Source organism: Amycolatopsis sp. YIM 10 (genome assembly GCF_009429145.1).
In the GTDB taxonomy this organism is placed as follows: Bacteria; Actinomycetota; Actinomycetes; order Mycobacteriales; family Pseudonocardiaceae; genus Amycolatopsis.
In genome coordinates, this window is record NZ_CP045480.1 from 9,726,286 (window position 1) to 9,750,741 (window position 24,456).

Here is a 24,456-nt window from a genome sequence, read left to right on the forward strand (position 1 = left end):
TGACTGGTAGAGGGCTTGAACCCAGGCTACCCGCCGATCTTCCATCAGCCGAAAACGGCAACCGCACGCCGGTATCCGACGTCACACTGGGGCGATAGGGGGTGGCCGGTGTCGTCGATGGAGTTCGAAGTGCTCGGGCCGATGCGCGTCCGCCGGGCCGACGGCCCGTCCCAGCCGTCCGGGAAGTTGCAGCGGATCCTGCTCGGCGTGCTGCTGACCAGGGCGAACCGCCCGGTTCCCGTCGACGTGCTCACCGACGCGCTGTGGGGTGAACGCGCCGACCGGCGGGCCGCGCAGAAGCTGCAGCTGCACGTCCACCGCCTGCGCGGGCTGCTCGGCGAACCGGGACGGCTGGTCTTCGACTCCGGTGGGTACCTGCTGCGCGTGCTGCCCGGTGAGCTGGACGCGGAGCGATTCGAATCACTTTCCGGCGAGGCCGTCGACGACCCCGCACTGGCCAGGAAGGCGCTGGACCTGTGGCAGGGCACCCCGTTCGACGGGCTCGACGTGCCGTTGCTCACCGACGAAGCGCGGCGGCTCGCCGAGACCCGGCTCAACCTGCTGGAGGCGCTGTTCGAGGCGGAGCTGAACGCCGGTCGACACCTGGCCGTGGTCGGTGAGCTGGGTGCGCTGGCCGCGGCACACCCGCTGCGCGAACGGCTGCACGCGCTGCTCGTGCGGGCGCTGTACCGCGGGGGCAGGCAGGCCGACGCGCTCGCCGCGTGCCGCACCGCGCGCCGGGTGCTGCGGACGGAGCTGGGCCTGGAGCCGGGCCCGGAACTTCGCGAACTCGAGCAGGCGATCTTCGAGGGCCGCGAAACCGAGCCCGCCGGGCCGTCACCCGTTCCGGCACAACTCCCGGCGCAGGCACGCGGGTTCACCGGCCGCGAGCGCGAACTCGCCGAGCTGGACGAACTCGCCCCGCTGTCGGTGATCACCGGTACCGCGGGGGCGGGCAAGACGGCGCTGGCGCTGCGCTGGGCCCACCGCACGCGCGACCGGTTCCCCGACGGGCAGCTCTACGCCGATCTGCACGGATACGGTCCCGACCGCCCCGCCGATCCGGCCGACGTGCTCGCCGGTTTCCTGCGGGCGCTCGGGGTGGACGGCGCCGCGCTGTCGCCGGTGCTCGCCGAGCGCTCGGCCAAGTTCCGCACGCGGGTGGCCGGGCGGCGGCTGCTGATCGTGCTGGACAACGCGCGGACCGCCGAGCAGGTGCGGCCGCTGCTGCCCGGCACCGGTTCGTGCGTGGTGCTGGTGACCAGCCGCGACACGCTGACCGGACTGGCCGCGGTCGACGGCGCGCGGCGGCACGAGCTGGACCGGCTGCCCGCCGCGGCCTCGCTCACCCTGCTCCGCGAGCTGACCGGCGACCGGGTGGACGCCGAGCCGGAGGCCGCCGCCCAGGTGATCGAGCTGTGCGCGCGGCTGCCGCTGGCGCTGCGGATCGCCGCCGAGTCCATTCGCGACCGGCCGGCCCGCAGCATCGCCGCGCTGGTCGAGGAACTGGCCGACGAGCGCGCCCGGCTCGACCTGCTCGACGCCGACGGGGACCCGCGGGCCGCGGTCCGCTCGGCCTTCTCGTGGTCGTTCCAGCATCTGCCCGCGGAAGCCGCCAGGGTGTTCCGGCTGCTCGGGCTGCACCCCGGTCACGACACCGGCGAGCAGGCGGTGGCCGCGCTGGCGGACATCGATCTGCGGACCGCGCGACGCGCGCTCGGCCAGCTCCGGCGCGCCAACCTGGTCGAGGCGAGCGCCGACGGCCGATACGTGATGCACGATCTTCTGCGGGCATATGCCGGTGAGTCGGCTGGTGAGGACGACGCGGCGTCGCGGCGCATCCTCGGCTGGTACGTGCATTCGGCGATCGCCGCGCGCGCCGTGCTCGACCCGCACGCCCGGCCGATGTGGAGCGACGCCGTCGAGCCGCCGTCGCACCTGCCCGTGTTCGGAGACCGCGCGGCGGCGCTGGCCTGGTTCGAGCTGGAACGGGAGAACTTCAGCGCGGCCGTCCGCGACGCCGTGGCCAGGGGGTACGCCACGGTCGCCTGGCAGCTGGCTTCGGCGCTGCTCATCTACTTCTATTCGAGCCGCCGCTGGGACGACTGGCTCGGCACGCACCGGACCGCGCTCGCGGTCGCCGACCCGCTGGGCCGCGCGCACATGCTGAACGGGCTCGGCGTCGCCTACGACGACCTGCACGACCACGAGCGGGCGATCGCCTGCCACCGGGAAGCTGCGGAGTTGTTCGACGCCGAAAGCACAGTGGACGACGGGCTGGCCGCGGCGTGGAACCAGAACAACCTCGGCGTGGTCTACGACAACGCGAAGCGGTTCCCCGAGGCCGCCGCCTGCTACGAGGACGGCCTGCGGCGGTTCCGCGCGCTCGGCGACCCGCGTGGCGAGGGCTACTGCCTCAACAACCTCGGCGACGTGCTCCGGCAACAGGGCTCCTTCGCCGAAGCCGAGGCGTACCTGCGTGAGGCGATGGAGGTCCACCGGCGGGCCGCCGACACCCCCGCGCGCCGGTTCACCCTGTGCACGCTCGGCGATCTGCACCGCGACAGCGGCGATCCGGAACGCGCGCTCGAGGCGTACCGGGAGGCCCTGGAAATCAGCCGGATGCTCGGCGAGAGCTGGCGCGCGGCACGGGTCCAGGCACGCCTCGGCGCGGTACTGCACAGCATCGGGCGCGACGGCGAAGCCCGCGAATTCCTGCGCGAGGCGCTGGAGGTGTTCACCCGCAATGGCGATCCGGAGGCCGCGGAAGTGCGGAAACTGCTCGCCGAGATCGGGTGAAACCACGATGAAAGCGGCAACCGCCACACTTCCGGCATGGCGACTTCGCTGTCCGCGCTGGCCGCGCGGAACAACCGTGCCGACGAGGGCCTGCTCGCGCTGCGCAAGGATCTCGCCCAGCGCACCGTCACCGCGCGCGACCGCGGTGACCTGGTCCAGGTCGAGGTGGACTCGGGCGGCAAGGTGCTCGCGGTCTCGGTGAATTCGACGCTGGTGCGCAAGGTGGACGCCAAGACCCTGGCGAACGCGATCCTGCAGGCCTCCACCGGCGCCCAGCGCGCGGCCGCCGAGCTGGTCGCGGAACGCCGCGCGTACCACCTCGGCAAATGAGCCCGTGGGTTCGCGCGCACGTCGGTGAACCGGCGGAACAGATCCGCGTGCCCGCGGCCGGGAAGCCGGTCTGGGTCAAGGCGGACGGCGAGGTGACCGCGGCGGCGGCGCCGGTCGTGCGCACCACAGCGCCCACAGCGCCCACAGCGCCCGCCGCGCCCACCTCGCGCACCGAGGACGAGCACGAACCGCCGTCGACCTGGCTGGTGCCCTCGTTCGAGCTGCCACCCAGATGAAAGCACCGGGAAAGCAGCGCCCGGCATCATGACGCCGACCAGCACGAAGGGGGAAAGCATGACCGGATCAGGGTTCCGCGTCGACACCGGGCGGATCCGCCGGGCGGCCACGGGATTCCGCGCCAGCGGGGACTCCGTCGGCACCGCGGTGGAGTCGATCTCGGCGGCCAAGGTGCCGACCGAGGCCTTCGGCATCTCCGGGCCGGGGCCGGAACTGGCCGCCGACATCGAGAAGGCCGTCGGGCACCGGCTGGAGCGGCTCCGCACGCGGCACGCGCGCCTCGGTGAGTTCGCCGGGAAGCTCGACGTCGCGGCCGACGACTACGACCGCAACGAGTCCGAGACCCAGGAAGACCTGCGAGCCGCGGGAAGGTCGGAATGACGCATCCGGCACTGCAGAACGCCATCAGCGCCTGCGGGCCGCTGTCGGCCGCGTCGAAGGCGCTCGGCGCCGCCGATCCGATCGAGGTGCTCGCGCACATCGACTGCGATCCCGAGTCGATCAAGGCGTACGGCGATCGTCTCCGCGCCGCACTGTCCGATTTGGACAAGGCGATCGACCAGCAGAACGCGACGATCGCCGAACTGGAGCAGGACGACGGCGAAGGCTCGGAAGCCGCGCTCGAGGAAGCGCGGAAGGAACTGGCCGAGCTGGAGAGCGACCGGGCCGAGGTGGCCAAGCTCGCCGACCAGATCACCGGCATCGGCCAGGAGCTGGAAAAGCTGGTGACGGACGTGAGCCACCAGATCGTCTCGATCGCGAACGGGGCAGCGGGCGCGGCGGGCGCGGTGGTGGACGGCTCGGCCTCGGCCGAAGACGAGGAACACGTCATCAAGGCCATCGACGAGATCATCCGGCTCGCCGAGCAGTTCCAGCAGCAGGTGCTGCGGATTCGCGAGGAGTTCAAGAAGCTGACCGACGCGGCTTCCGAAGCCGGGGTCTCGGGCGGGGCCGAAGCCGGCGCCGAACGAGGTGACGAGGGCGGCGGCGTCGAGCGCGACGAAGAGGGCGGCGAAGGCCAGCAGGGCCCGCCAGGCGGCGCGGGTTCCGGGGGCGGTGGAGCCGCGGGCTCCGGCGGTGGTGGAGCCGCGGGCTCGGGCCAGAACTGAGGCGGCGCGTCAGGTCGCCGTGATCGAGACGGAGTGCCAGCCGGTGGCGCCGTCCGGCACGGTGCCCTGGACCTCCCCGGTCTGCACGTACCCCGAGCGGTCCACCGCCCGGCAGTACAGCTGGTGCGGACCGGGAGGCACGTCCAACCGCACCCACCACATCCGCCAGGTGTCCGCGTTCACCTCGGCGCTCAGCGTCGCGGGCACCCACGGGCCCTGGTCCAGCCGCACCTCCACCCGGTCGATCCCGGTGTGCTGCGCCCAGGCGATCCCGGCGACCACGGTCTTCCCGGCCGCCTGCGAGGAGAACGGCTTCGGCACGTCGATGCGGGACTGGGTCTTCACCGGCCCTTCCCGCGCCCAGTCGCGCTCCAGCCAGTAGGCCCGCCGCGCCGACCAGGTGGTCACCTCGAGATCGGTGACCCACTTGGTGGCCGACACGTAGCCGTACAACCCCGGTACCACCAGCCGCGCCGGGAAGCCGTGCTTGACCGGCAGCGGTTCCCCGTTCATGCCGAGCGCGAGCATCGCGCCGCGCCCGGGGTCGAGCACCGCCGAGATCGGCGTGCCGCAGGTCCAGCCGTCGGTGCTGGTGGAGAACAGCTGCTCGGCACCCGGCCGCACACCCGCCTCGTTCAGCAGGTCGCGCAGGTCCACGCCGACGAAGGTGGCCGTGGAAATCAGGTCACCGCCCACTTCGTTCGACACGCAGCACAACGTGACCGCGCGCTCGACCAGCGGCCGGTCGCGGATGTCCGCGTAGGTGAAGGTGACTTCGCGGTCGACCAGGCCGTGCACCCGCAGCCGCCAGTCGTCGGCCCGCACCTGCGGCAGCGCCAGCGTGGTGTCGATCTTGTAGAAGTCCGCGTTCGGGGTGAGGAAGGTCGGCGTGCCGAGCTTGCCGAAGTCGGCGTCGGCCGGGATCGGCGGCGCGGGCCTGGCCGGGACCAGCCCACCGACTTCTGCCCGCGAAAGTTCCGCGTCCCGGCTCACCCCGATCACCTGACCGGCCAGCGCGGCCACCCCGGCGCCGGCGGCGACCCCGGCCCCGCCGACCAGGAACCGCCGCCTGCTCAGTCCGCCGTCGACGGCCTCCCCGGCGAACGCCAGCCCGTGCAGCCAGGCGAACACCCCGCACCCGGCCAGCAGCGTGGCCAGCGGCGCGAGGATCGCCAGCTGCCCGAGGTCCGGCCGCCGCAGCACGGCGACCACCCCGAGCACGCCGAACGCCCCGATCAGCACCAACCCCGGCGTGCGCGACGCCCGCGAGATCAGCCCGGCGACCGCGGCCAGTACGAGCATCACCAGGCCCATGCCGACGAACAGCGCGAGCTTGTCGTAGAGGTAGAAGGTGTCCTTGCCGAATTCGGTCAGCCAGCTCGGCGAGAACTCCGCGATGGTGCTGCCCACCGCGACCACCGGCGACGAATTCCGCCCGAGGAACGCGGAAAGCAGGTGCCCGGCCGCGGCCGCCGCACCGACGGCGACCACTCCGATCACGGCCGCGCGCGGGCGCGGCAGGCGTGTGCTCATGCCTCCATCGTGGTCAGCCGCGGGCCGGAAAGCCGCTGTTCCGCCCTTACGAGTGCATTACGCGAGCGCCGCGCGCAGCCGGTCCTCCTCGACCGACCAGTACCCGTGCTCGTCGCCGTCGACCAGGATCACCGGTACGCGGTCGCCGTACTCGGCCCGCCACTCCGGATCGCTGTCCACGTCGAAGGTCGACCACGCGACCCCCAGCTCACCGCAGATGCGCGCCACGTCGGCCTCCGCGCGCACGCACGCCGAGCAGCCGTCCCTGGTCACCACCGTCACTTCATGCGCCATGGTTTGCCTTCCTACCTCAGGCGCAGCCGGCGCAGCTTGCCGGTCGCCGAATGCGGCAGGCTCTCGGCGAACTCCACCGTGTGCGGGACCTTGTAGCCGGCGAGCTTGCCCGCGCAGTGGTCGACCACCTGCTGCGCGGACAGCGAGGCACCCGGCGCGACCACCACGACCGCCTTGACCGCCTCGCCGCTGCGTTCGTCCAGCACCCCGACCACCGCCGCCTCGAGAACCTCCGGCAGCTCGGTGATCGCCGACTCGACCTCGTTCGGGTACACGTTGAACCCGTTCACGATGATCAGGTCGTTGGCGCGGTCGACCAGGTGCAGATCGCCGTCGGTGTCCAGGTAACCGACGTCGCCGGTGCGGAACCAGCCCTCCTCGTCGGGGCCGTGCGCGCCGTCGGGCCAGTACCCGGAGAACAGGTTCGCGCCGCGCAGCGCGACCAGCCCGGTGCCGCCGTCCTCCTCGTCGAAGCTGTCCACCAGGTCGTCCGGATCGGACGGCACCGGCCCGGTGGTGCCGTCGCTCTCCACCAGCCGCAGCTCGATGCCGGGCAGCGCGCGCCCGACCGAACCGGGCTTCGGATAGCCGGTGACCAGCGTGGTGGTCACCACCGGCGCGGCCTCGGTCAGGCCGTAGCCCTCGTAGACGTCCATTCCGGTGGCCGCCCGGATCGCGGCCAGCACCTTGGGGTGCAGCGGCGCCGCGCCCGAGGTCATCCGGCGCACGGTGGCCAGCCCGGCGCCCAGCTCGTCGGCGTCCAGCGCGGCGAACTCGGCGTACATCGCGGGGACCCCGGCGATCGTGGTGACCCGGAACTCGGCGCAGTCGGCCAGCGCGCGCCGCGCGTCGAACCGCTCGGACAGCACCACGGTGGCGCCCACCGCCGCGGCCTGGAGCAGGCCGGGGCCCAGTCCGTAGACGTGGAACAGCGGGATCGCGATGAACACGCGGTCGGAGTGCTGGAGCACCGGCGGCCGCACCGACGAAAGCTGCTCGATGTTGGCCAGCAGCGCCCGGTGCGACAACATCACGCCACGCGGCGGGCCGGTGGTGCCCGAGGTGTACGAGACCACGGCGATGTCCTCACCGCTGCCCACCGGCTCGACCGGCTCCCCACCGGCTGTGGTGTCGGCCGCGGGCAGCGCGGTGACCCCGTCCGGCAGGTCCTCGGCCTCCGGGTCGTGGCTGACCACGAGCTTCGCCCCGCTGTGCTCGACCAGCGGCCGGATCTCGGCGCCCGGCGCCTGCGGTGACAACGGCACCGCGATCCCGCCCGCGCGCAGCACGCCGAACAGCGTCACCGCGAACGCGGTGGAGGTCGGCAGCCGCACCACCACCCGGTCACCGGGAGTGACCCCGGCGTCGGCGAGGCGGCGCGCTTCGGCGTTCACCGCCGCGTCCGCCTGTGCCCAGGTGCACCGCCGGTCGCTTCCTGAATCGATAAGTGCGAGTGAATCCGGCCAGCTCCCGGCAGCCGCGGAAACCAGCTCCGAGACGTTGCCCACGGTGCCGGCCGTTGCCTGGTGGTTCTGGTGATTCCCCTGTTCGGACGACAAATCCCAACCCCTTCCGCGAGCGCACTCACACCGTAACCAGTCTGTCATCCCCATCCCCCGAAGCGGGGATATCGCCCAGTCGTGGTGGTTACGTCACCGGAACACCACTACCTACTTCGCGGTAACAACACGTATGCTGCACTGGTCCTTGGGTGGTGTTGATCACTCCGTGACCAGCCAACGGCTCGCCAGCGGGGCCCGGGAGGTGCGAATCGATGAGCCTGCAAGTCGCCTTGGCCGGTGGTTCGGGCGCGCTCATCGGCACGAGCGTGCCGAGCCGCCGGGAGGTCGCCGCGCAGCGCACCGCCCAGGCCGAAGCCGTCAAGGCCGAAGCGTGGGACCTGGTGCACGCCGCCCAGCAGGGCGACGCCGGCGCCTTCGGCAAGCTGTACGACCGGTACGTCGACATGGTCTTCCGGTACGTGCTGTTCCGCCTCGGCGATCGCGACCTGGCCGAGGACGTGACCAGCGAGACCTTCCTGCGCGCGCTGCGCCGGATCACCTCGGTCAGCTACCAGGGCCGGGACGTGGGCGCCTGGTTCGTCACCATCGCCCGCAACCTCATCCTCGACCACGTCAAGTCCAGCCGCTTCCGCCTCGAAGTGGTCACCGACGAGGTCTCCGAGGGCGGCGCGAGCCCGTTCACCGGCTCCACCGCGCCGGGCCCGGCGGGTCCCGAGCAGCAGGTGATCAGCCGCGCGACCAGCTCCGAGCTGTTCCGCTGCATCGACGAACTGGGCAGTGACCAGCGCGAATGCATCCTCCTGCGGTTCATGCAGGGCCTCTCGGTTGCCGAGACGGCGGAGATCATGAACCGCAACGAGGGCGCCATCAAGGCACTGCAGCACCGCGCCGTCCGGCGGCTGGCCCAGCTCATGCCGAGCGGATTGCGGTAGTCCGGGCCGATCTCCGGGTTGATACTGGCCAGTACGCCGTAACTGTCGTTATCGGCTGTTCGTTAGCCAGCCGTGAAGTTGCCCTGGGAGCGCGAGCGGGACCGGTTCGCGCGCGCCGTCGAGAACCCGTCGCCGGACGACGACGAGTTCCGCCACGAGCTGGACCTGGTCGGCCGGCTCCGCAGGCTCGGCGACGCCGCCTCCCCCGGCCCGGAGACCAGGGAACGCATCGCCGCCGCCATCGAGGCGCGGCCGGTCGCGCCCCAGCCCCGGCGACGGCCGCGGCTGGGCCCCGTGGTGGCCGGTGGGCTGGCCGGACTGATCGCGATCGGCGGTCTCGGCGTGGCCCTCGCCGGGGACGCGCTGCCCGGCGACTCCCTCTACGGCATGAAACTCGCCGGTGAAACCGCCACCGTCGGCCTGACCTTCGACGACGAGGCCAGGGCGGGCAAGCGGCTCGACCACGCGGGCGGGCGGCTCGCCGAACTCCGCGAACTCGGTGGCCACGACGCCGCCGAGTTCCGCGCCGCGCTGGACAGCTTCGGCCAGGCCACCAGGGAGGGCACCGCCGAGCTGACCGCGGTCGCCACCGGGACCTCGGGCGCCCAGTTGACCGGCCTGCGGGCGTGGGCCGCCGAGCAGTCGCGCCTGCTCGCCGACCTGCGGCCGTCGGTGCCAGAAGGTGCCGGTGCCGCCTATGACAACGCTGTCGCGCTGGTGGACCGGGTCGACCGGCGCGCGGCCGCGCTCGCCGAGCGGATGAGCTGCTACCAGATCACCTCCGGCCGGTACGACGATCTCGGCGCCCTGCCCGCCACCGGCGGCTGCGCGCTCGGCGGTATCCCACCGGCCGACCCCGCCGACCCCGCCGATCCGGGCATCCCGGCGCCGGTCCCGGTCGACCGGCCGGAGTCACCCACGGTGGCCACCCCACCGGTCGACGACAGCCCCGTGACGGCCACGCCGGTGCTCGTCGCCCCCTCGCCGGAAGCACCACCAGTGATCGAGACGCCACCACCGGTCACCCGGCCCCGGCCGCCGATAATGCCGCCGCCACCTGGTGAACTCCTGAGACTTCCCCCACTGTTGCCGGGATTGCCCGAGGTGAGGGTCGGCTGGTAACCCGGCGGCCACTCCGGCTCGCTACCCTGTGCACAGGCGTTTCCCACAAATCGGAGGCGGTGAGCGTGTCGCGGTGGAGTGGCAGGGATAAGAGTCAGGAACTGGAGCGGCTCGCGGAACTGGCCGGTGAGGCGTCCGCCGAGGCCGCCGTCGCGATGGAGCAGTCGCCGTCCGCCGTGCTGACCGTGCCCGCGCAGGACCTGGCCGCCGGTGAGGTGCCGCCGGAGCCGGTCGCCGGACCGGCCGAGAGCGACCGGGCCGAGCCGCCCGTCGCCGCCGCGCCGCCGGACCTGACCGCCGCCGCCTTCTTCGACGTGGACAACACGATGATGATGGGCGCGTCGATCTTCCACTTCGTCCGCGGGCTGGCCTCGCGGAACTTCTTCACCACCTCCGACCTGGCCGGGTTCGCCTGGCAGCAGCTGAAGTTCCGGGTCGGCGGGCGGGAGAACCACGACGACATCAAGTCGCACCGGGAAAAGGGGCTGTCCTTTGTGGCCGGTCGCACGGTGCAGGAGATGGTCGACGTCGGCGAGGAGATCTACGACGAGCTGATGGCCGAGAAGATCTGGTCCGGTACCAGGGCGCTGGCGCAGATGCACCTGGACGCCGGGCAGCGGGTCTGGCTGGTCACCGCCACCCCGGTGGAGCTGGCCGCGATCATCTCGCGACGGCTCGGCCTGACCGGCGCGCTCGGCACGGTCGCCGAAAGCGTCGACGGTGTCTACACCGGACGGCTCGTCGGCGACCTGCTGCACGGGCGCGCGAAGGCGCACGCGGTGCGGGCGCTGGCCGCGCGCGAGGGCCTCAACCTGCGCCGGTGCACCGCGTACTCGGACTCGTCGAACGACATCCCGATGCTCTCCGCGGTGGGCACCTCGGTCGCGGTGAACCCGGACTCCGGCCTGCGCGAGGTCGCGCGGGCGCGGGGCTGGGAGATCCGGGACTTCCGGACCGGCCGGAAGGCCGCCAAGATCGGCGTGCCCTCCGTTCTCGGCGCCGGTGCGGTGGCCGGGGCGGTCGCCGCCGGTCTCGCCTACCGGCGCCGCTGACGCCCTGCCCCTCAGTCGCGGAAGATGCTGCGGCGCTGGGCCAGGCGGCGGTAGAGGGTCTGCTGGATCGACTCGCGCACCTGGTCGGTCAGGTTGAACACCAGCATCGGGTCGTCCTCGGCGTCCGGGCCGAACTGGTCGGTGCGGATCGGCTCGCCGAACTCGATGTGCCACTTCGTCGGCAGCGGGATCGCGCCCAGCGGCCCCAACAGCGGGAAGAACGGCGTCACCGGGAAGTACGGCAACCCCAGCAACCGCGCGAGCGGCTTGATGTCGCCGATCTTCGGGTAGATCTCCTCGGCGCCCACGATCGAGCACGGGATGATCGGCACCCCGGTCCGCATCGCCGCCGAGACGAAGCCGCCGCGGCCGAAGCGCTGCAGCTTGTACCGCGAGGAGAACGGCTTCCCGATGCCCTTGAACCCCTCCGGCCACACGCCGACCAGCTCGCCCGCGCGCAGCAGCCGCTCCGCGTCCGGGTTGCAGGCCAGCGTCTGCCCCGACTTGCGCGCCAGCGAACCCACCAGCGGCATCCGGAACACCAGGTCGGCGCCCAGTCCGCGCAGGTGCCGGTGCTCCGGGTGCTCGTCGTGCACCGCGACCGCGGTCATCAGCGCGTCCAGCGGCACCGTGCCCGAGTGGTTGCTGACCAGCAGCGCCCCACCCGTGACCGGCAGGTTGTGCACCCCGTGCGTGCTCACCCGGAACCACTTCTCGTACAGCGCGCGGAACGGCGGCATCAGCAGCGCGTCGGTCAGCTCGGCGTCGAAGCCGAACTCGTCGACGGTGTAGTCGCCGGTGAGCCGGTTGCGCACGAACTTCAGCAGCGTGACCAGCGCGTCCGGCAGCTCGGCCTCAGCGGGCACGGCAGCGGGCCGCGCCTTCGGGAACGGGACGACCGGCGCGTCGGCGAGCCTGGACGCTTCCTCCGCGGCGCCCTCCGGCCGCGGAGGCGCGGCCGGTGGCTCGGGGGCCTTCTCGCGGCCCGGTCCGTGCAGCGGAATCACCTGCGCGCTCATGCTCGTGGTCACTTCCTGCGCCCTGCCTTCCCTTCTGTCCCTGAACCCGTTCCGCCTGCCTGACCGGTGGCGGCGGCGACGGCCACCTTGCCGGCGAGCTTGGCCAGCCGCGGCCCGTCGAGCACCGGCCGCAGCCCGCGGCCCTGCACGTAGTCGTCGAACGCCTCACGCGTGGTCCACCGCGGCGTGTAGCCGAAGTCCTTGCGCAGCTTGGTGATGTCCACCACCCGGCCGAAGTTCAGCAGCCGGACCTGGTCGGCGGAGAAGTCCACCACCCGCGCCCCGCGCAGCACCTTGCCGACCGACGGCACCACACCGCGCGGCATGGGCAACTCGACCCGGCCCGCCCGGCGGATTGCCTGTGAGAGCGTGAGTACCCCCTCGCTGCCCACGTTGAACACACCCGGTTTGTCCTCCAGTGTGGCCTGCTCCAGCACGGCCAGCGCGTCCGAGGAGTGCAGCAGCTGCATCCGCGCGTCGTAACCGAGCACCGTCGGCACCACCGGCAGCGAGAAGTAACGCGAAAGCACCGTGTCGACCTCGGGGCCGATCATGTTGGTGAACCGCGCCATGGTGATGATGATGTCCGGGCGGCGGCGGGACAGCCCGCGCACGTAACCCTCCATCTCCACCGCGTCCTTGGCGTAACCGCTGCTCGACGCCGGGATCAGCTCGGAGTCCTCGGTGAACACCGCCTGTGACCGCGAACTGGCGCCGTACACCGCGGCGGTGGATTTCACCACCAGCTTGCGCACCTGCGGCGATCGCTGACACGCGGCGAGCAGGCGCATGGTGCCGATCACGTTCACCTCCTTGATCGCCGTCCGGCGGCCGGGGCCGGCCGGGTGGCAGGTGGTGGAGGCGTGCACCACGGTGTCGACCTGTGCGGTGCTGATCACCTTGGCGATCAGCGGGTTGCGGATGTCGGCGCGGACGAATTCGGCCCGGCCCATGCGCTGGAGCACGGACTTGGCCGGCGGGGTGGTGTCGACGCCGATCACGCGCTCGAGGTCGGGGTTGCTGCCGAGGCGGGCGAGCAGGCGCCCGCCGAGCTCTCCGCCGACTCCGGTGACGAGCACGATCTTGGACGGCATTCGGCCCCCTGGCGGGTGTGTGCGGGCATCGGTTCCTCGGGCGGGACAGCCGCAACTCCGGACGCTGTCACTCAGTGCGCGGCTGGTTACGCAAGACCGTATCGCGCTGGCGCACCCGAGATGTTACCGCGCGACGGGCAGGCCGGAAGACCGTCTTACCTGCTGTTAACGCAGCTCAACCGATTCCGGGGACGGACCACACTAATGGCGGCGGCCCGCCCGGCTGAGCCGGACGGGCCGTTCGCTGCGTTGCTTCACGCAGCCGATGGAACCTGTGGTTCGCCGCTCACTTGCCCTGCTTGCGACGCTGCATCCGCGTGCGGCGCAACAGCTTGCGGTGCTTCTTCTTGGACATGCGCTTGCGGCGCTTCTTGATGACCGAGCCCACAGGTGCTCCTTAACCTCTCGTCAGTGATCACCCGGCCCGGCGCGGCGTACAGCGCAACAGGACGAGCGGCCTATCAGGTTACCGGTGGCCGGACGGCCACCGGTCGGCGGGGGAGGTGTCATCCCACGTCGTAGTAGGCGCTGTCCAGATATTCGTGCACCGACTTCTCCGGCACCCGGAACGATTTCCCGACCCTGACGGCCGGGAGCTCACCCGAGTGCACGAGCCGGTAGACGGTCATCTTGGAGACCCGCATCAGCGTGGCCACCTCGGCAACCGTCAGGAACTGGACCTGGCGTGGTGGTGTCAGGTCCTCTTGTTTCTTCTTCGTCGGCATAGTCACCGCGTCCTTCGACACGTGTCGCGCCGCGCGGCTTCCCCACCGGCGGTACCGACACGCACGTGCTTCTAGCGAGGGTAGCGGGACAGGTGAGACTAATGCGACGCCTGTCACCGGAAATGGCCCCAACCAGGCCCGATATCGCCAACATTCGCCCGTTTGCTGGCCAGCCACCTGGGGGAACAGGCGCCCGTGCGTCGCCGGAGACCACTCTCGGCGGTGTGTCGCGCTGCCTCGATCAGTCGTGCGCGTTGCCCAGTTCGACCGATCGGTCACGCGCCGCTTCGATGGCCGCGATCAGTGCCGCGCGCACCCCGTGGTTCTCCAGTTCGCGGATCGCGTTGATCGTGGTGCCGGCCGGCGAGGTGACCGCTTCACGGAGCGTGACCGGGTGCTCCCCGGTCTCCGCGAGCATTTTCGCCGCGCCGACGGCGGACTGCACGATCAGCTTCTCGGCGATGTTGCGCGGCAGGCCGAGCAGGATGCCCGCGTCGATCATGGCCTCGACCAGGAAGAAGAAGTAGGCCGGACCGGAACCGGAGAGCGCGGTGACCGCGTCCTGCTGCGATTCGGGCACCCTGACCACGCTGCCGACGCAGGTGAGCAGCTCCTCGACCAGTGCCAAATGGTCGGCGGTGGCGTACCGACCGGGTGAAATCGCGCTCATCGCCTCACCGACCACCATCGGGGTGTTCGGCATCACCCGGACGACGGGGGTGCCGTCGGCGAGCCGCCGCTCGTAGAGGGCTGTCGGCAGGCCCGCGCACAGCGAGACGACCAGGGTCTCCTGGCGCAGGAGCGGGCCCAGCTCGTCGAGCAGCGGCTCGATGTCCTGGGGCTTGACCGCGACGATCAGCACGTCGGCCAGCTTCGCGGCCTCCGGCACGTCGACCCCGCGCACGCCGTAGCGGCGGGTCAGCTCCTCCACGCGCTCCGGATAGCGCTCGGTGAACAGCAGCTCGTCGGGCTTGCGCCCGCCGTGCAGCAGCCCCGACAGGAGGGCCTCGCCGATCTTTCCCGCTCCGAGCACCGCGATGACAGCCATGCCCCGATTATCACCGGGGCGCGGGGGTCAGCTCCCGGGGGCCAGTGCCAGCTGCCGCGACTGGCAGATCAGGCGACCGGCCGAGTCGATCACGGTGGCGTCCGAGTCGAACCAGGCTTCGTGGATGGACCGGCAGTCGACCTGCACGCGGAGCCAGCCCGGCGCCGGTCGGCAGCGGACCAGCGCGGTCAGCTGCACGGTCGGCGCCCAGCCCATCCGGCCCACGTTGAACACCACCGGCGGGTTCACGTCCCCGGCGAGCAGCGCGAAGTACGGGTCCGGCTGCCCGACTCGCGGCCGGACCCACAGCCGGATCCGCGGCGCGTCCGCGGTCCGCCCCGCCAGGTAGCCGACGGTCGCCGGGTCGAGCCGGACGTCGCAGGCCTTCGCCAGGTTGAACGCGCCTTCGGCGGTGTTGCCGCCGATCTGGATCGCGCCCGGCGGCGGTTCGGCGGGCACCGGCGGCACGTCCGTCCACTCCGGACGGCGGACGGGCAGCCGCCCGGTGGTCACCCTGGCCTCGACGCAGCTGCGCCCGCGCTGCTCCAGCCGCACCCCGACGACGGTGGCGCGACGGCCCAGCTTGTGCAGTTCGGTGCGCAGCAGCACCGGCCCGATGGCCGGCGGGTGCAGGAACTCGGCCGAGACCACCAGCGGTTCCGCCTGCGGCTCACCGCGTTCGGCGAGCGCCGACTGCGCGGCCCTGGCCAGCAGCGCCAGCAGGAAACCGCCGTGCGGATGGGTGCCGATCGACCACTCCGGCCGCAGGTCGGCGGTGAACGTGCCGTCGCTCAGCGAGCGGACCGAAATCGCCGCGCCGAACGGCACGGCCTCTTCCGCTGCGCTCACGAACGGCTGGCCAGCGCGCGCAGGAAAAAGCCGAGGTTCGCCGGGCGCTCGGCAAGGCGCCGCATCAGGTAGCCGTACCACTGCTCCCCGAACGGGACGTACACCCGCACGGTCTCCCCCTCCCCGGCCAGCCGGCGCTGCTCGTCCGGCCGGATCCCGTACAACATCTGGAACTCGTAGCTGCCCTGCTTGCGCCCGTACCAGCGCGCCCGCTCCCCGAGGATCTCCACCAGTCTCGGGTCGTGCGTGGCGAACATCGGGTAACCGTCACCCGACAGCAGCGCGTTCGCCGCCCGCACGTAACTCCGGTCCACCTCGTGCGCGGTGGCGAAGGCCACGGACTCCGGCTCCGCGTAGGCACCCTTGCACAGCCGGACCCTGGACCCGGCGAGCGCCACCGCGTCCGCCTCGGTCCGGCGCAGGTACGACTGCAGCACCGCGCCCACCCACGGCCAGGTGCGGCGCAGCTGGGCGACCGTGGCCAGGGTGGCGTCGGTGGTGGTGTGGTCCTCCATGTCGAAGGTGACCGTGGTGCCGCACTGCTCGGCCGCGGCGCAGATCCGGTAGGCGTTGTCCACGCTCAGCCGTCCGGACAGCTTCTGCCCGACGGCCGACAGCTTGACGCTCACCTCCGCGTACCGCGCCAGCCCCTCGCCGTGCAGCTGGTCCAGCAGGGTCAGGTAGGTCCGCACGGTGCGCTCGGCCAGCTCGGCGTCGGTGGTGTCCTCGCCGAGGTAGTCCAGCGTGGCGGTCAGCCCGTCCGCGGCGAGCCCGCGCACCGCCTCGACCGCCCGCGCGCAGCTCTCCCCGGCGACGAAGCGCTCCACCACCGAACGTGTGCCCGGCGCGGTGGCGACCAGCCGGCGCAGGCGGTCGTTGCCCGCGGCGGCGAGGATCGTCGAGCGTACGGGGTTCACGCCGGAAACTTTACGTGTTCAGTCGGCTGAAACCGAGTCACCCGGCGGCCTGTCGGCCAGACAAGATGATCTTGGTTATTTCACTGGCCGAGGTGCAGGCGGGCGTACAGCAGCGCTTCGGCCAGATCCTTGACGCGGCGCGCCCGCTCACCGGCCCGCCGGGTGTTGATCTCCAGCACCACCTGCCCGTCGAACCCGGTGCTCCGCAGCAGTTCGAGCACCTCTGCGCACGGCTGCCCACCACGGCCGGGCACCAGGTGCTCGTCCTTGGGCAGGCCGGTGCCGTCGGCCAGGTGCAGGTGCGCCAGGCCCGGTCCCATGCGCCTGGCCAGCGCGATCGGGTCCATCCGCGCGGCCGCGGTGTGCGACAGGTCGAGCGTGTAGTGGCGGTAACCGACGTCGGTCGGGTCGATCGACGGCCGGAACGCCGACACCCGCGCGTCCCGGTTCCCGCCCGGCGGCCGAACCTTGAACATGTTCTCCACCGCGATCGCCACCCCGCTGCCGTCCTCCAGCTCGGCGACCAGGTCGGCGAAGCCGTCGCCGTAGCGTCGCTGCCAGCGGAACGGCGGGTGCACCACGACCGTGGCCGCGCCCAGCTCCTGTGCCGCCTCCACGCTTCGGCGCAGCCGGACCACCGGATCGGGTGACCACACGCGCTGGGTGATCAGCAGTGACGGCGAGTGCACCGACAGCACCGGCATCCCGGTGCGCTTCGACAGCTTCCGCAGCGCGCCGACGTCCTGGCTGACCGAATCCGCCCAGACCATCACCTCGACCCCGTCGTAACCGAGGTCGGCGGCGAGCTCGAACCCGGCGCCGGCTTTCAGCGGCCAGACCGAGGCGGTGGACAGGCCGATCGGAATGCTCACGCGGGCATGGTCCTACTTGGACAGCAGGAGCAGCGCGGCGGGGGACACCGTGACCACCAGTCCGACCAGCACCGCGAGCACGGTGGTCTGGATGTCGTCGGCCCGGCGGATCTTCCTGACGATCCAGACCAGCGCGACGATCACCACCAGCGCGGCGATCAGCGCGGCGGCGGGAAGCCTGCCCCACAGCCAGTTGAAGCCCAGCCAGACCCCGGCACCGCCGACCACGCCCAGCGCCAGCTGCGCGCCCATGACCAGCCACTGCTTGCCCGGCGAAGCCTCTTCCTCGGGGAGTTCGTCGACTCCGGCGACCCCGCCGTACGGGTCGTCCAGCTCGGCGAAATCACCGTCCTGGGCATCGAGTTCGGTGTCGAAACCGTCGTCGTAGCCGGGGGCGCGGTTGCGACGCGGCGGGCCGTCGAAGTCGTCGCCGTACCCCGGACCGCCCAGCTCCCCGGCGACCGGCCGCTGCACGGCTTCGAAGTCGCCGGTGCTGAACCGGCCGGAGGCGAACTGCCCGCTGGCGTACGGGTCGCCGGGCGGCCCGTCCATCGGGTCGTCCACCGGCGTCATCGCGGCCTGGGTGTCCTCCAGGCGCGCCTCCTCGCGGCGCTGGCGCCAGCCGGCCAGCCCGGCGGGTGGCTCGTCGAGCTCCGGTTCCGGCTCGAACGGGGGCTCCTGCGGTGGCGGCTGGGGCGCTCTTGGCGCGAACCCGCTCTGGTAGCCGCTGGCGTACCCGCTCGCATAACCGCTGTTGTACCCGCTGGGCGGACCGTTGTCCGGCTCGTCGGGCACCACCGGGATCTGCTCGGTGTGCTCCTCGCGCTTCGGCGGCGCGGGGCGGCGCACCGGGCCGCTACGGCGGCGCGGCGCACGCGGCGGCACCGGGTACCCGCCGGTCGGCGGCGGACCCGGCTCCGGCTCGGCGGCGGGCGTCTCGGCCTCGCCGTCCAGACCGTCCAGCCGCGCCGAGAGCGCGCCGGGCGGCGGCGCCACCGGGGGCGGCGGAGGTGGGGGCTGCTGGCGGCGAGCCCGCGTCGGGACCCGCCGGGTGGGCGGGTCGACCGGGGTCTCGGCCGCGGAACGGCGTGAGCCGCGAGGCGCGCGCGCGGGCGGCTCGTCCGGCTGGGGCCGGGGCAGCGCCCCGGACTCCTGCTGGGGGCGCGGCAGAGGGCCGGAGTCCTGCTGGGGGCGCGGGAGCGCGCCCGAGTCCTGCCTGTCCTGCCTCGGCGGCCGTGGCAGCGCGCCGGAGTCGTGTCGCGAGCCCGACCGGCGAGGGGCGCCGTTGCGCCGGTTCGCCGGGGGCGGGGTGTCGCCTTGGACTCGCTCGATGATCGCCTGCGGAGCGGTGTCGCTGATGTCGCGCCGGGGAGTTTCCTCCTCGTCGTCGGCACGCCGACGACGGCGGCGTGAGCCGCCCTGTGCACCGTGTTGGGCGAGCAGTTCGGCCACCGTCTTCTGGGGCTGCTCGCCACCGCTGTCTTGGGTCATCCCTTCCACCGTGCCTGTCGCCCGTCGTCGAAGTCCAGTCCCCGTCCGCCCAGTGCAGTGTCCTCGGCCCCGTTGGAATGGTCCAGCCGCCGCAGGATCACTCCCTCCCGCAACGCCCACGGGCAGATCTCGAGTTCCTGCAGTGACAAAGCTCGCATGGCCGCCTGTGCCACCAGCGCACCGCCCACCAGCTGGTGCGACCGGCTGCCGCTGACCCCTTCGAGCTGGGCCAGGTCGGCCGCGGTCATCCGCGAGATGAACGCGATCAGCTGCCGCAACGCGGTGTCGGTGAGCGCGCGGCGGACCCGGGGTCCGTCCGCCGACGGCGCCGCACCGGTCAGCCGTGCCAGTGAGCGGAAGGTTTTCGAAGTGGCCACCACCCGATCGGGTAGCCCCAGCTTGGCCACCTTCTTCGCCAGCCCGGCCAGCTGCTCCTCCAGCCAGGCGGAGGTGGCGATCAGCTCGGACCGGGTCGGCGGGTCGTGCTTGAACCGGGTGCGGGTGGTCCGCCCGGCACCCAGCGGCAGCGATTCGGCCAGCTCCGGCTCCTCGTCCATGCCCATCGCGACCTCGAGCGAGCCACCGCCGATGTCGAGCACCAGCAGCTTGCCCGCCGACCAGCCGAACCACCGGCGGACCGCGAGAAAGGTCAGCCGCGCCTCGTCCACCCCGGAGAGCACCTGCAGGTCCACGCCGGTTTCCTCGGTGACCTTGCGGAGCACCTTCGCCGAGTTCTTCGCCTCGCGCACGGCCGAGGTGGCGAAGGCCATCACCTCGCGGCAGTCCAGCCGCGCGGCCGCCGCCTTGGCCGACTCCACCGCCCGGACCAGGTCGTCCGCGCCCGCCTTGCTCAGCTCACCGGAACCGGTGATCTGCTCGGCGAGCCGCAGCACGGTCTTCTCGGAGTGCATCGGCAGCGGGTGCGCACCACGGTGCGCGTCCACCACGAGCAGGTGGACGGTGTTCGAGCCGACGTCGAGGACCCCAAGGCGCACGGGGGTAAACGGTACCCGGCTGAGCAGACCCGCTGGTCGGCAACCGAGATTAAACCGAGATCATGACTCGAACTTGTACCCGAGACCACGCACGGTGACCAGGTGCCGCGGCGAGCCGGGATCGGGTTCGATCTTCGACCGCAGCCGCTTGACGTGCACGTCCAGGGTTTTGGTGTCCCCGACGTAGTCCGCGCCCCACACCCGGTCGATCAGCTGCCCGCGGGTGAGCACGCGGCCCACGTTGCGCAGCAGGTACTCGAGCAGGTCGAACTCCTTGAGCGGCAGTGAGACGTCCGCGCCGTCGACGGTCACCACGTGCCGCTCGACGTCCATCCGCACCGGACCGGCCGCCAGCACCAGCGGGGCCAGCTCACCGTCGGTGCCCGGCTCCCCACCGCGCCGCAGCACCGCGCGCACGCGGGCGATCAGCTCGCGGGCCGAGTACGGCTTGGTGACGTAGTCGTCGGCACCCAGCTCCAGGCCGACCACCTTGTCGATCTCGCTGTCGCGCGCGGTCACCATGATCACCGGCACGCCGGAGCGCTGGCGCAGCTGCTTGCACACGTCGGTGCCGCTCATGCCCGGCAGCATCAGGTCGAGCAGCACGATGTCGGCGCCGTTGCGGTCGAACTCCTCCAGTGCCTGCTGCCCGGTGGTGGCCACCGCGGCGGTGAAGCCCTCCTTGCGCAGCAGGAAGGCCAGCGGGTCGGCGAACGACTCCTCGTCCTCGACGATGAGCACCCTGGTCACAACTGTCCTCCATGATCGGTGGCGTCCTGGGCAACCACGAGGCGGGAAGTCCGCTCGGGGGGCATGTCGGCGCGGGTGGCCTGAGCGTGGACGGCGGCGCGGCCGTTCTCCGGCAGGTGCGCGGGTATGCGCAGGGTGAACGTGGAGCCGGTCCCCGGGCTGCTCCACAGCCGCACGTCGCCGCCGTGGTTGGCGGCGACGTGCTTGACGATGGCGAGGCCGAGCCCGGTCCCGCCGGTGGCCCGCGAGCGGGCCTTGTCGGCCCGGTAGAAGCGCTCGAACACGCGCTGCTGGTCCTCCTCGGCGATGCCGATGCCGCGGTCGGTCACGGCGATCTCGACCGCGCCGTCGACCAGCCGCCTGCTGACCGAGACCGGGCTGCCCGGCGAGGAGTAGTTGATCGCGTTCTCCAGCAGGTTGGACAACGCGGTGACCAGCAGCGTGCGGTCGCCCTCGATGAGCAGCGAGCTGGGCTGGTCGGTGGTCACCGCGATCTCGGCGGACTCGGCCGAGAGCCGGACCCGGCCGAGCGCCTCGCGCACCACCGCGTCCACCTCGACCACGTTGAGGTCGGGCAGCCGCTCGGCGCCCTGCAGCCGCGACAGCGCGATCAGCTCGGTGACCAGCTGGCCCAGCCGCGTCGACTCCCGCAGGATCTTGCCGCCGAACCGGCGGACCTCCTCGGTGTCCTCCGCGGCGTCGAGCACGGCCTCGGTGAGCAGCGCGATCGCGCCGACCGGGGTCTTCAGCTCGTGGCTGACGTTGGCCACGAAGTCCCGCCGGGTGGCTTCGAGGCGGACCGCGTCGGAGTGGTCCACCGCCTCGACCACGGTGAAGCCGTCCCCGAGCGGGCGGAGCACGCCGAGCACCGCCTCCGGCTGGCGGCCCCTGGTCTCCAGCGGGGACAGGTCGATCTCCATCGGGTCGTCGGTCTCGACCACCTGCTCGGCGGCCTTGCGGGCCCTGGCGTCGGCGCGGTTGTCCCGGACCAGGCCCAGCTCCTCGGCACGCGGGTTGTGCAGCACCATGTCGCCGAAGCGGTTCAGCACCACCACGCCGTTGGTCGAGGAGTGGATCAGCCGGGACAGCAGTTCGGCCACGGTGGGACCGACCGGCCGTCGGCGCTCGGTGCGCCGTCGGCGCAGCGAGGCCGCCAGGAAACCGGCTACCGCGCCGACCACCAGTGCACCGATGGCCAGAGCGAGTGAAGCGGGCACGGTCACGAGGGAATCGTAAGCAGGTAGGTGGCCGTTTGGCCTAGTCCTGGCTGCCTCGTCGTGACGCCCGTGACACCTTTGGGCGGTTTGTTCGCGCGCCCGTCAGTGCGTGTTCACGCATTCGTAGCCGAATTCAGTCGGTCGAGTTCCTCCGTCGAGAGTTCGAGGGTCCCGGCGGCCACGTTTTCGGCGAGATGCGTGACACTGCCGGTGCCCGGAATGGCCAGTACGTTCGGCGACCGGTGCAGGGTCCAGGCGAGCAGGATCTGCGCCTCGGTCACGCCGCGCGCGGCGGCGATCCGCGCCACCCCGTCCGGTGCGCCACCATCCACCGAGAAGAACGGGACGAAGGCGATTTCCCGCTCGGCACAGGTGTCCAGCAGCGCGTCGTCGTCCCGTTTGGACAGTCCGTACCAGTTCTGCACGGCGGTCACCGGGGCGATCGCGGTGGCCTCGGCCAGGTGTTCCGGCCCGACGTTGGAGATGCCGAGGTGCCGGATCAGGCCCTGCTCGCGCAGCGCCGCGAGCACGCCGAACCGCTCGGCGAGCGAGCCGGAACCGCGGTCGAGCGCGTTGCCGATCCGCAGGTACACCAGGTCGAGCTGGTCGCGGCCGAGTTCACGCAGGTTCTGCTCGACCTGCCCGCGCAGTTGGTCGGGCCGGGCCTCCGGCTGGTGCTCACCCGCCGCGTTCCGGCTGGGGCCGACCTTGGTGGCGATCACCAGCTCGTCGGAGTAGGGCGCCAGTGCCCGCTTGATCAGGTCGTTGGCGACGACGGGGCCGTGGAAGTAGAAGGCGGCCGTGTCGATGTGGTCGACACCGAGTTCGACGGCCCGGCGCAGCACGGCGATGCCCTCGTCGGGGTCGCGTTCGGCGCCGTTCGGGCCGAGTGCCAGCCGCATCGCGCCGAAGCCGAGCCGGTGCACGATCTTGTCACCGAGTTTCCAGGTGGAGTTGGTCATGACCCCAGCCTTCGCGGTCATCGTTTTGTCATCCACCATCGGCAACTTGCTGCCAGAATCGACCTGTGATCACCGTGGTCAAGGGTGAAGAGGAACTGTTCGCGCGCACCGCGCACCTGTTCGCGAGCGCGACCGACGTCGCGTGCGCGGCCGCCGACCTGAACACCTTCGCCGCGGCCCACCCTCCCCAGGCCACCCCCGCGGACGTCCACGGGAAGCGGGTCCGCAAGATCTACCGGCCGCCGGTGCTGCTGGACCAGGCTGCCAACGCCCGCATCCAGCACGTGGTGTCGCTCGGCGCGGACGTCCGGATCAGCGCGGACGAGATCAACGAGACGATCATCCTCGACCAGCGGGTGGTCATCCTGGCCGGTGACGCCGTCCCCGGCCCCCGCTCGTACAGCGTGCTGACCGCCGAGGAGACCGTGCAGGGCATCGTGTCGCTGTTCGAAGCGGCCTGGCGCGGGGCCACCGAGCTGGCCGTGTACGACGCGCGGGTGGCCGAGATCCGGGTGCTGGCGCCGCGCATCCTCGACATGCTGGCGTCGGGCTGCAAGGACGAGACCGCGGCCCGCTCGCTCGGACTCGGCCTGCGGACCTACCGCCGCCGGGTGGCCGAACTGATGACCGCACTGGGTGCCACCTCGCGCTTCCAGGCGGGGGTCCGAGCGGGAGAACTGGGGTTGCTTTGAGGATCTGGCCCATTTTGTGCCTGGTGGTGCTGGCGGGGTGCACGCAGGCGGTGCCGGGCACGCCCGCGCTGCCGCCCGCCCCGGCGAACCTGGCGCTGGTCGACGTCGCGGCGACCAGCGACGTGCTGACCGCGTCGAAGTCCGCGATGGAGTCGGTGTTCAGCTACGACCCGGCCAGCCCCGGCACGCAGGCCGACGCCGCCGCGAAGCTGCTGACCGGCGCCGCGCGCACGCAGGTGGAGAGCATGCTCGGCCAGGTGCGCCAGGCCGGCGCCACGGTCACCACCACGGCGCGCGAGGCCGCGGTGGCCGAACTGACGCCGACCTCGGCGAAGGTGCTGATGATGCTCGACCAGACCAGCACCATGCCCGGCTCCGCCTCGCCGAGCACCGGCGGTGCGGCGGTCCTGGTGACGGCCCAGCGCGAAGGCACCACCTGGCGCGCCGCCGACATCGTGGTCAACCCGGCGCTCGCGCCGGTACCGGCGTCACCGGGCGGGCCGGTGGCCGAAGCGCGTGACTCCGCGCTGGCCGCGGCCCGCACCGGCCTGGTGGCCTTCATGGAACTCGACAGCACCGATGTCGACGGCTGGTATCAGCGTCAGCTGGCGATCTCCACCGAACCCCTGCTCTCGGATATCCGCGCCTCGCAACAGAGTTCCGCGGAGGCGGTGCGGTCGCAGGGCAGCAAGGTCACCGTCGCACCGGACCCGGCGGTCGCGGCGAAGTCCGCCACGCCGGATCTGGTGCTCGGCTTGGCCGTGGTGAAGACCTCGGTGGTCAGCACCGCCAGCCCGCAACCGGCCGAGAAGGTGGTCCGGGTGGCGTTCGAGCTGGCGCGGCAGCCGGACGGCTGGAAGTTCCGCGCCCTCTCGACCGTGCTGTGACGGAGCT

26 protein-coding genes are annotated in these 24,456 nt (G+C 72.1%); 10 read left to right on the forward strand and 16 right to left on the reverse strand.

The genetic code is table 11. From position 1 onward, the window contains the following. Positions 1-117 precede the first annotated feature (117 nt). The 5 genes from YIM_RS45140 to YIM_RS45160 are packed head-to-tail and all read left to right on the forward strand — an operon-like array spanning position 118 to position 4,475. Positions 118-2,799 carry a BTAD domain-containing putative transcriptional regulator gene (locus YIM_RS45140; protein ID WP_153036175.1) on the forward strand — a complete coding sequence of 894 codons (2,682 nt, stop codon included), beginning with the start codon at positions 118-120 and terminating at the stop codon, positions 2,797-2,799. A 36-nt stretch (positions 2,800-2,835) separates the two neighbouring features. Continuing rightward, a complete protein-coding gene (locus YIM_RS45145; protein WP_153036176.1) occupies positions 2,836-3,129 on the forward strand; it encodes a YbaB/EbfC family nucleoid-associated protein in 294 nt (97 codons plus the stop codon). Then, on the forward strand, positions 3,126-3,365 hold the full coding sequence (locus YIM_RS45150; protein ID WP_153036177.1) for a hypothetical protein: 240 nt from the start codon (positions 3,126-3,128) through the stop codon (positions 3,363-3,365). Before YIM_RS45145 ends, YIM_RS45150 begins: the two co-directional genes overlap by 4 nt. 58 nt (positions 3,366-3,423) lie before the next feature. Next, positions 3,424-3,747 (forward strand): type VII secretion target, encoded by a 324-nt coding sequence (locus YIM_RS45155; RefSeq protein WP_194239962.1) that lies wholly within the window; start codon positions 3,424-3,426, stop codon positions 3,745-3,747. Continuing rightward, positions 3,744-4,475, forward strand: a complete 732-nt coding sequence (locus YIM_RS45160; protein WP_153036179.1) for a hypothetical protein — start codon at positions 3,744-3,746, stop codon at positions 4,473-4,475. The genes YIM_RS45155 and YIM_RS45160 overlap by 4 nt, the downstream gene beginning before the upstream one ends. Positions 4,476-4,484: 9 nt before the next feature. Here the strand turns inward: YIM_RS45160 and YIM_RS45165 are convergent, their stop codons facing one another. The 3 genes from YIM_RS45165 to YIM_RS45175 are packed head-to-tail and all read right to left on the reverse strand — an operon-like array spanning position 4,485 to position 7,915. Continuing rightward, positions 4,485-6,008 (reverse strand): molybdopterin-dependent oxidoreductase, encoded by a 1,524-nt coding sequence (locus YIM_RS45165; protein WP_153036180.1) that lies wholly within the window; start codon positions 6,006-6,008, stop codon positions 4,485-4,487. A gap of 57 nt (positions 6,009-6,065) precedes the next feature. After that, positions 6,066-6,302: a glutaredoxin family protein gene (locus tag YIM_RS45170; RefSeq protein WP_153036181.1), complete on the reverse strand. Its 237-nt coding sequence runs from the start codon at positions 6,300-6,302 to the stop codon at positions 6,066-6,068. Between the two features lie 11 nt (positions 6,303-6,313). Further along, a complete protein-coding gene (locus YIM_RS45175) occupies positions 6,314-7,915 on the reverse strand; it encodes an AMP-binding protein (protein WP_228004407.1) in 1,602 nt (533 codons plus the stop codon). Between the two features lie 161 nt (positions 7,916-8,076). Here YIM_RS45175 and YIM_RS45180 point away from each other — a divergent pair, with 161 nt between their 5' ends. The 3 genes from YIM_RS45180 (at position 8,077) to YIM_RS45190 (ending at position 10,931) form a co-directional block, all read left to right on the forward strand. Continuing rightward, positions 8,077-8,757, forward strand: coding sequence for a sigma-70 family RNA polymerase sigma factor (locus YIM_RS45180; RefSeq protein ID WP_153036182.1), 681 nt, complete (start codon positions 8,077-8,079; stop codon positions 8,755-8,757). A 72-nt stretch (positions 8,758-8,829) separates the two neighbouring features. Continuing rightward, on the forward strand, positions 8,830-9,879 hold the full coding sequence (locus tag YIM_RS45185) for a DUF5667 domain-containing protein (protein ID WP_153036183.1): 1,050 nt from the start codon (positions 8,830-8,832) through the stop codon (positions 9,877-9,879). Between the two features lie 65 nt (positions 9,880-9,944). After that, positions 9,945-10,931 carry an HAD family phosphatase gene (locus YIM_RS45190; RefSeq protein WP_153036184.1) on the forward strand — a complete coding sequence of 329 codons (987 nt, stop codon included), beginning with the start codon at positions 9,945-9,947 and terminating at the stop codon, positions 10,929-10,931. Between the two features lie 11 nt (positions 10,932-10,942). Here the strand turns inward: YIM_RS45190 and YIM_RS45195 are convergent, their stop codons facing one another. The 13 genes from YIM_RS45195 to YIM_RS45255 all read right to left on the reverse strand — a co-directional run bounded on the left by YIM_RS45195 (position 10,943) and on the right by YIM_RS45255 (position 22,870). Next, positions 10,943-11,950: a lysophospholipid acyltransferase family protein gene (locus tag YIM_RS45195; RefSeq protein WP_153036185.1), complete on the reverse strand. Its 1,008-nt coding sequence runs from the start codon at positions 11,948-11,950 to the stop codon at positions 10,943-10,945. 8 nt (positions 11,951-11,958) lie between these two features. Next, positions 11,959-13,044 (reverse strand): NAD-dependent epimerase/dehydratase family protein, encoded by a 1,086-nt coding sequence (locus YIM_RS45200; protein WP_153036186.1) that lies wholly within the window; start codon positions 13,042-13,044, stop codon positions 11,959-11,961. A 286-nt stretch (positions 13,045-13,330) separates the two neighbouring features. Then, positions 13,331-13,432: a 30S ribosomal protein bS22 gene (locus tag YIM_RS45205; RefSeq protein WP_017986394.1), complete on the reverse strand. Its 102-nt coding sequence runs from the start codon at positions 13,430-13,432 to the stop codon at positions 13,331-13,333. Positions 13,433-13,550: 118 nt separating this feature from the next. Further along, entirely contained in the window at positions 13,551-13,769 is a 219-nt protein-coding gene (locus YIM_RS45210; RefSeq protein WP_153036187.1) for a helix-turn-helix domain-containing protein, read from the reverse strand. Between the two features lie 241 nt (positions 13,770-14,010). Continuing rightward, positions 14,011-14,817, reverse strand: a complete 807-nt coding sequence (proC, locus tag YIM_RS45215) for a pyrroline-5-carboxylate reductase (RefSeq protein ID WP_153036188.1) — start codon at positions 14,815-14,817, stop codon at positions 14,011-14,013. Between the two features lie 27 nt (positions 14,818-14,844). Beyond that, positions 14,845-15,666: a thioesterase family protein gene (locus YIM_RS45220; protein WP_153036189.1), complete on the reverse strand. Its 822-nt coding sequence runs from the start codon at positions 15,664-15,666 to the stop codon at positions 14,845-14,847. Then, on the reverse strand, positions 15,663-16,583 hold the full coding sequence (locus YIM_RS45225) for a proline dehydrogenase family protein (RefSeq protein ID WP_153036190.1): 921 nt from the start codon (positions 16,581-16,583) through the stop codon (positions 15,663-15,665). Before YIM_RS45225 ends, YIM_RS45220 begins: the two co-directional genes overlap by 4 nt. An 80-nt stretch (positions 16,584-16,663) precedes the next feature. Next, complete coding sequence (locus YIM_RS45230) at positions 16,664-17,455, reverse strand: sugar phosphate isomerase/epimerase (RefSeq protein ID WP_228004408.1); 792 nt, start codon at positions 17,453-17,455, stop codon at positions 16,664-16,666. A 12-nt stretch (positions 17,456-17,467) separates the two neighbouring features. Then, the gene (locus YIM_RS45235) at positions 17,468-18,946 is read right to left on the reverse strand and encodes a hypothetical protein (RefSeq protein ID WP_153036191.1); all 1,479 of its coding nucleotides are present in this window, start codon (positions 18,944-18,946) and stop codon (positions 17,468-17,470) included. Continuing rightward, on the reverse strand, positions 18,943-19,941 hold the full coding sequence (locus YIM_RS45240) for a Ppx/GppA phosphatase family protein (protein ID WP_153036192.1): 999 nt from the start codon (positions 19,939-19,941) through the stop codon (positions 18,943-18,945). Before YIM_RS45240 ends, YIM_RS45235 begins: the two co-directional genes overlap by 4 nt. Before the next feature lie 60 nt (positions 19,942-20,001). Next, positions 20,002-20,691, reverse strand: coding sequence for a response regulator transcription factor (locus YIM_RS45245; protein WP_153036193.1), 690 nt, complete (start codon positions 20,689-20,691; stop codon positions 20,002-20,004). Next, entirely contained in the window at positions 20,688-21,914 is a 1,227-nt protein-coding gene (locus tag YIM_RS45250; protein ID WP_194239963.1) for a cell wall metabolism sensor histidine kinase WalK, read from the reverse strand. Before YIM_RS45250 ends, YIM_RS45245 begins: the two co-directional genes overlap by 4 nt. Positions 21,915-22,021: 107 nt before the next feature. Then, complete coding sequence (locus YIM_RS45255) at positions 22,022-22,870, reverse strand: oxidoreductase (RefSeq protein WP_228004409.1); 849 nt, start codon at positions 22,868-22,870, stop codon at positions 22,022-22,024. 65 nt (positions 22,871-22,935) lie between these two features. On the opposite strand from YIM_RS45255, the gene YIM_RS45260 reads away from it, so the two are divergent. Further along, the gene (locus tag YIM_RS45260; RefSeq protein ID WP_153036195.1) at positions 22,936-23,562 is read left to right on the forward strand and encodes a DNA-binding response regulator; all 627 of its coding nucleotides are present in this window, start codon (positions 22,936-22,938) and stop codon (positions 23,560-23,562) included. Then, a complete protein-coding gene (locus tag YIM_RS45265) occupies positions 23,559-24,449 on the forward strand; it encodes a hypothetical protein (RefSeq protein WP_153036196.1) in 891 nt (296 codons plus the stop codon). The genes YIM_RS45260 and YIM_RS45265 overlap by 4 nt, the downstream gene beginning before the upstream one ends. Positions 24,450-24,456 lie beyond the last annotated feature (7 nt).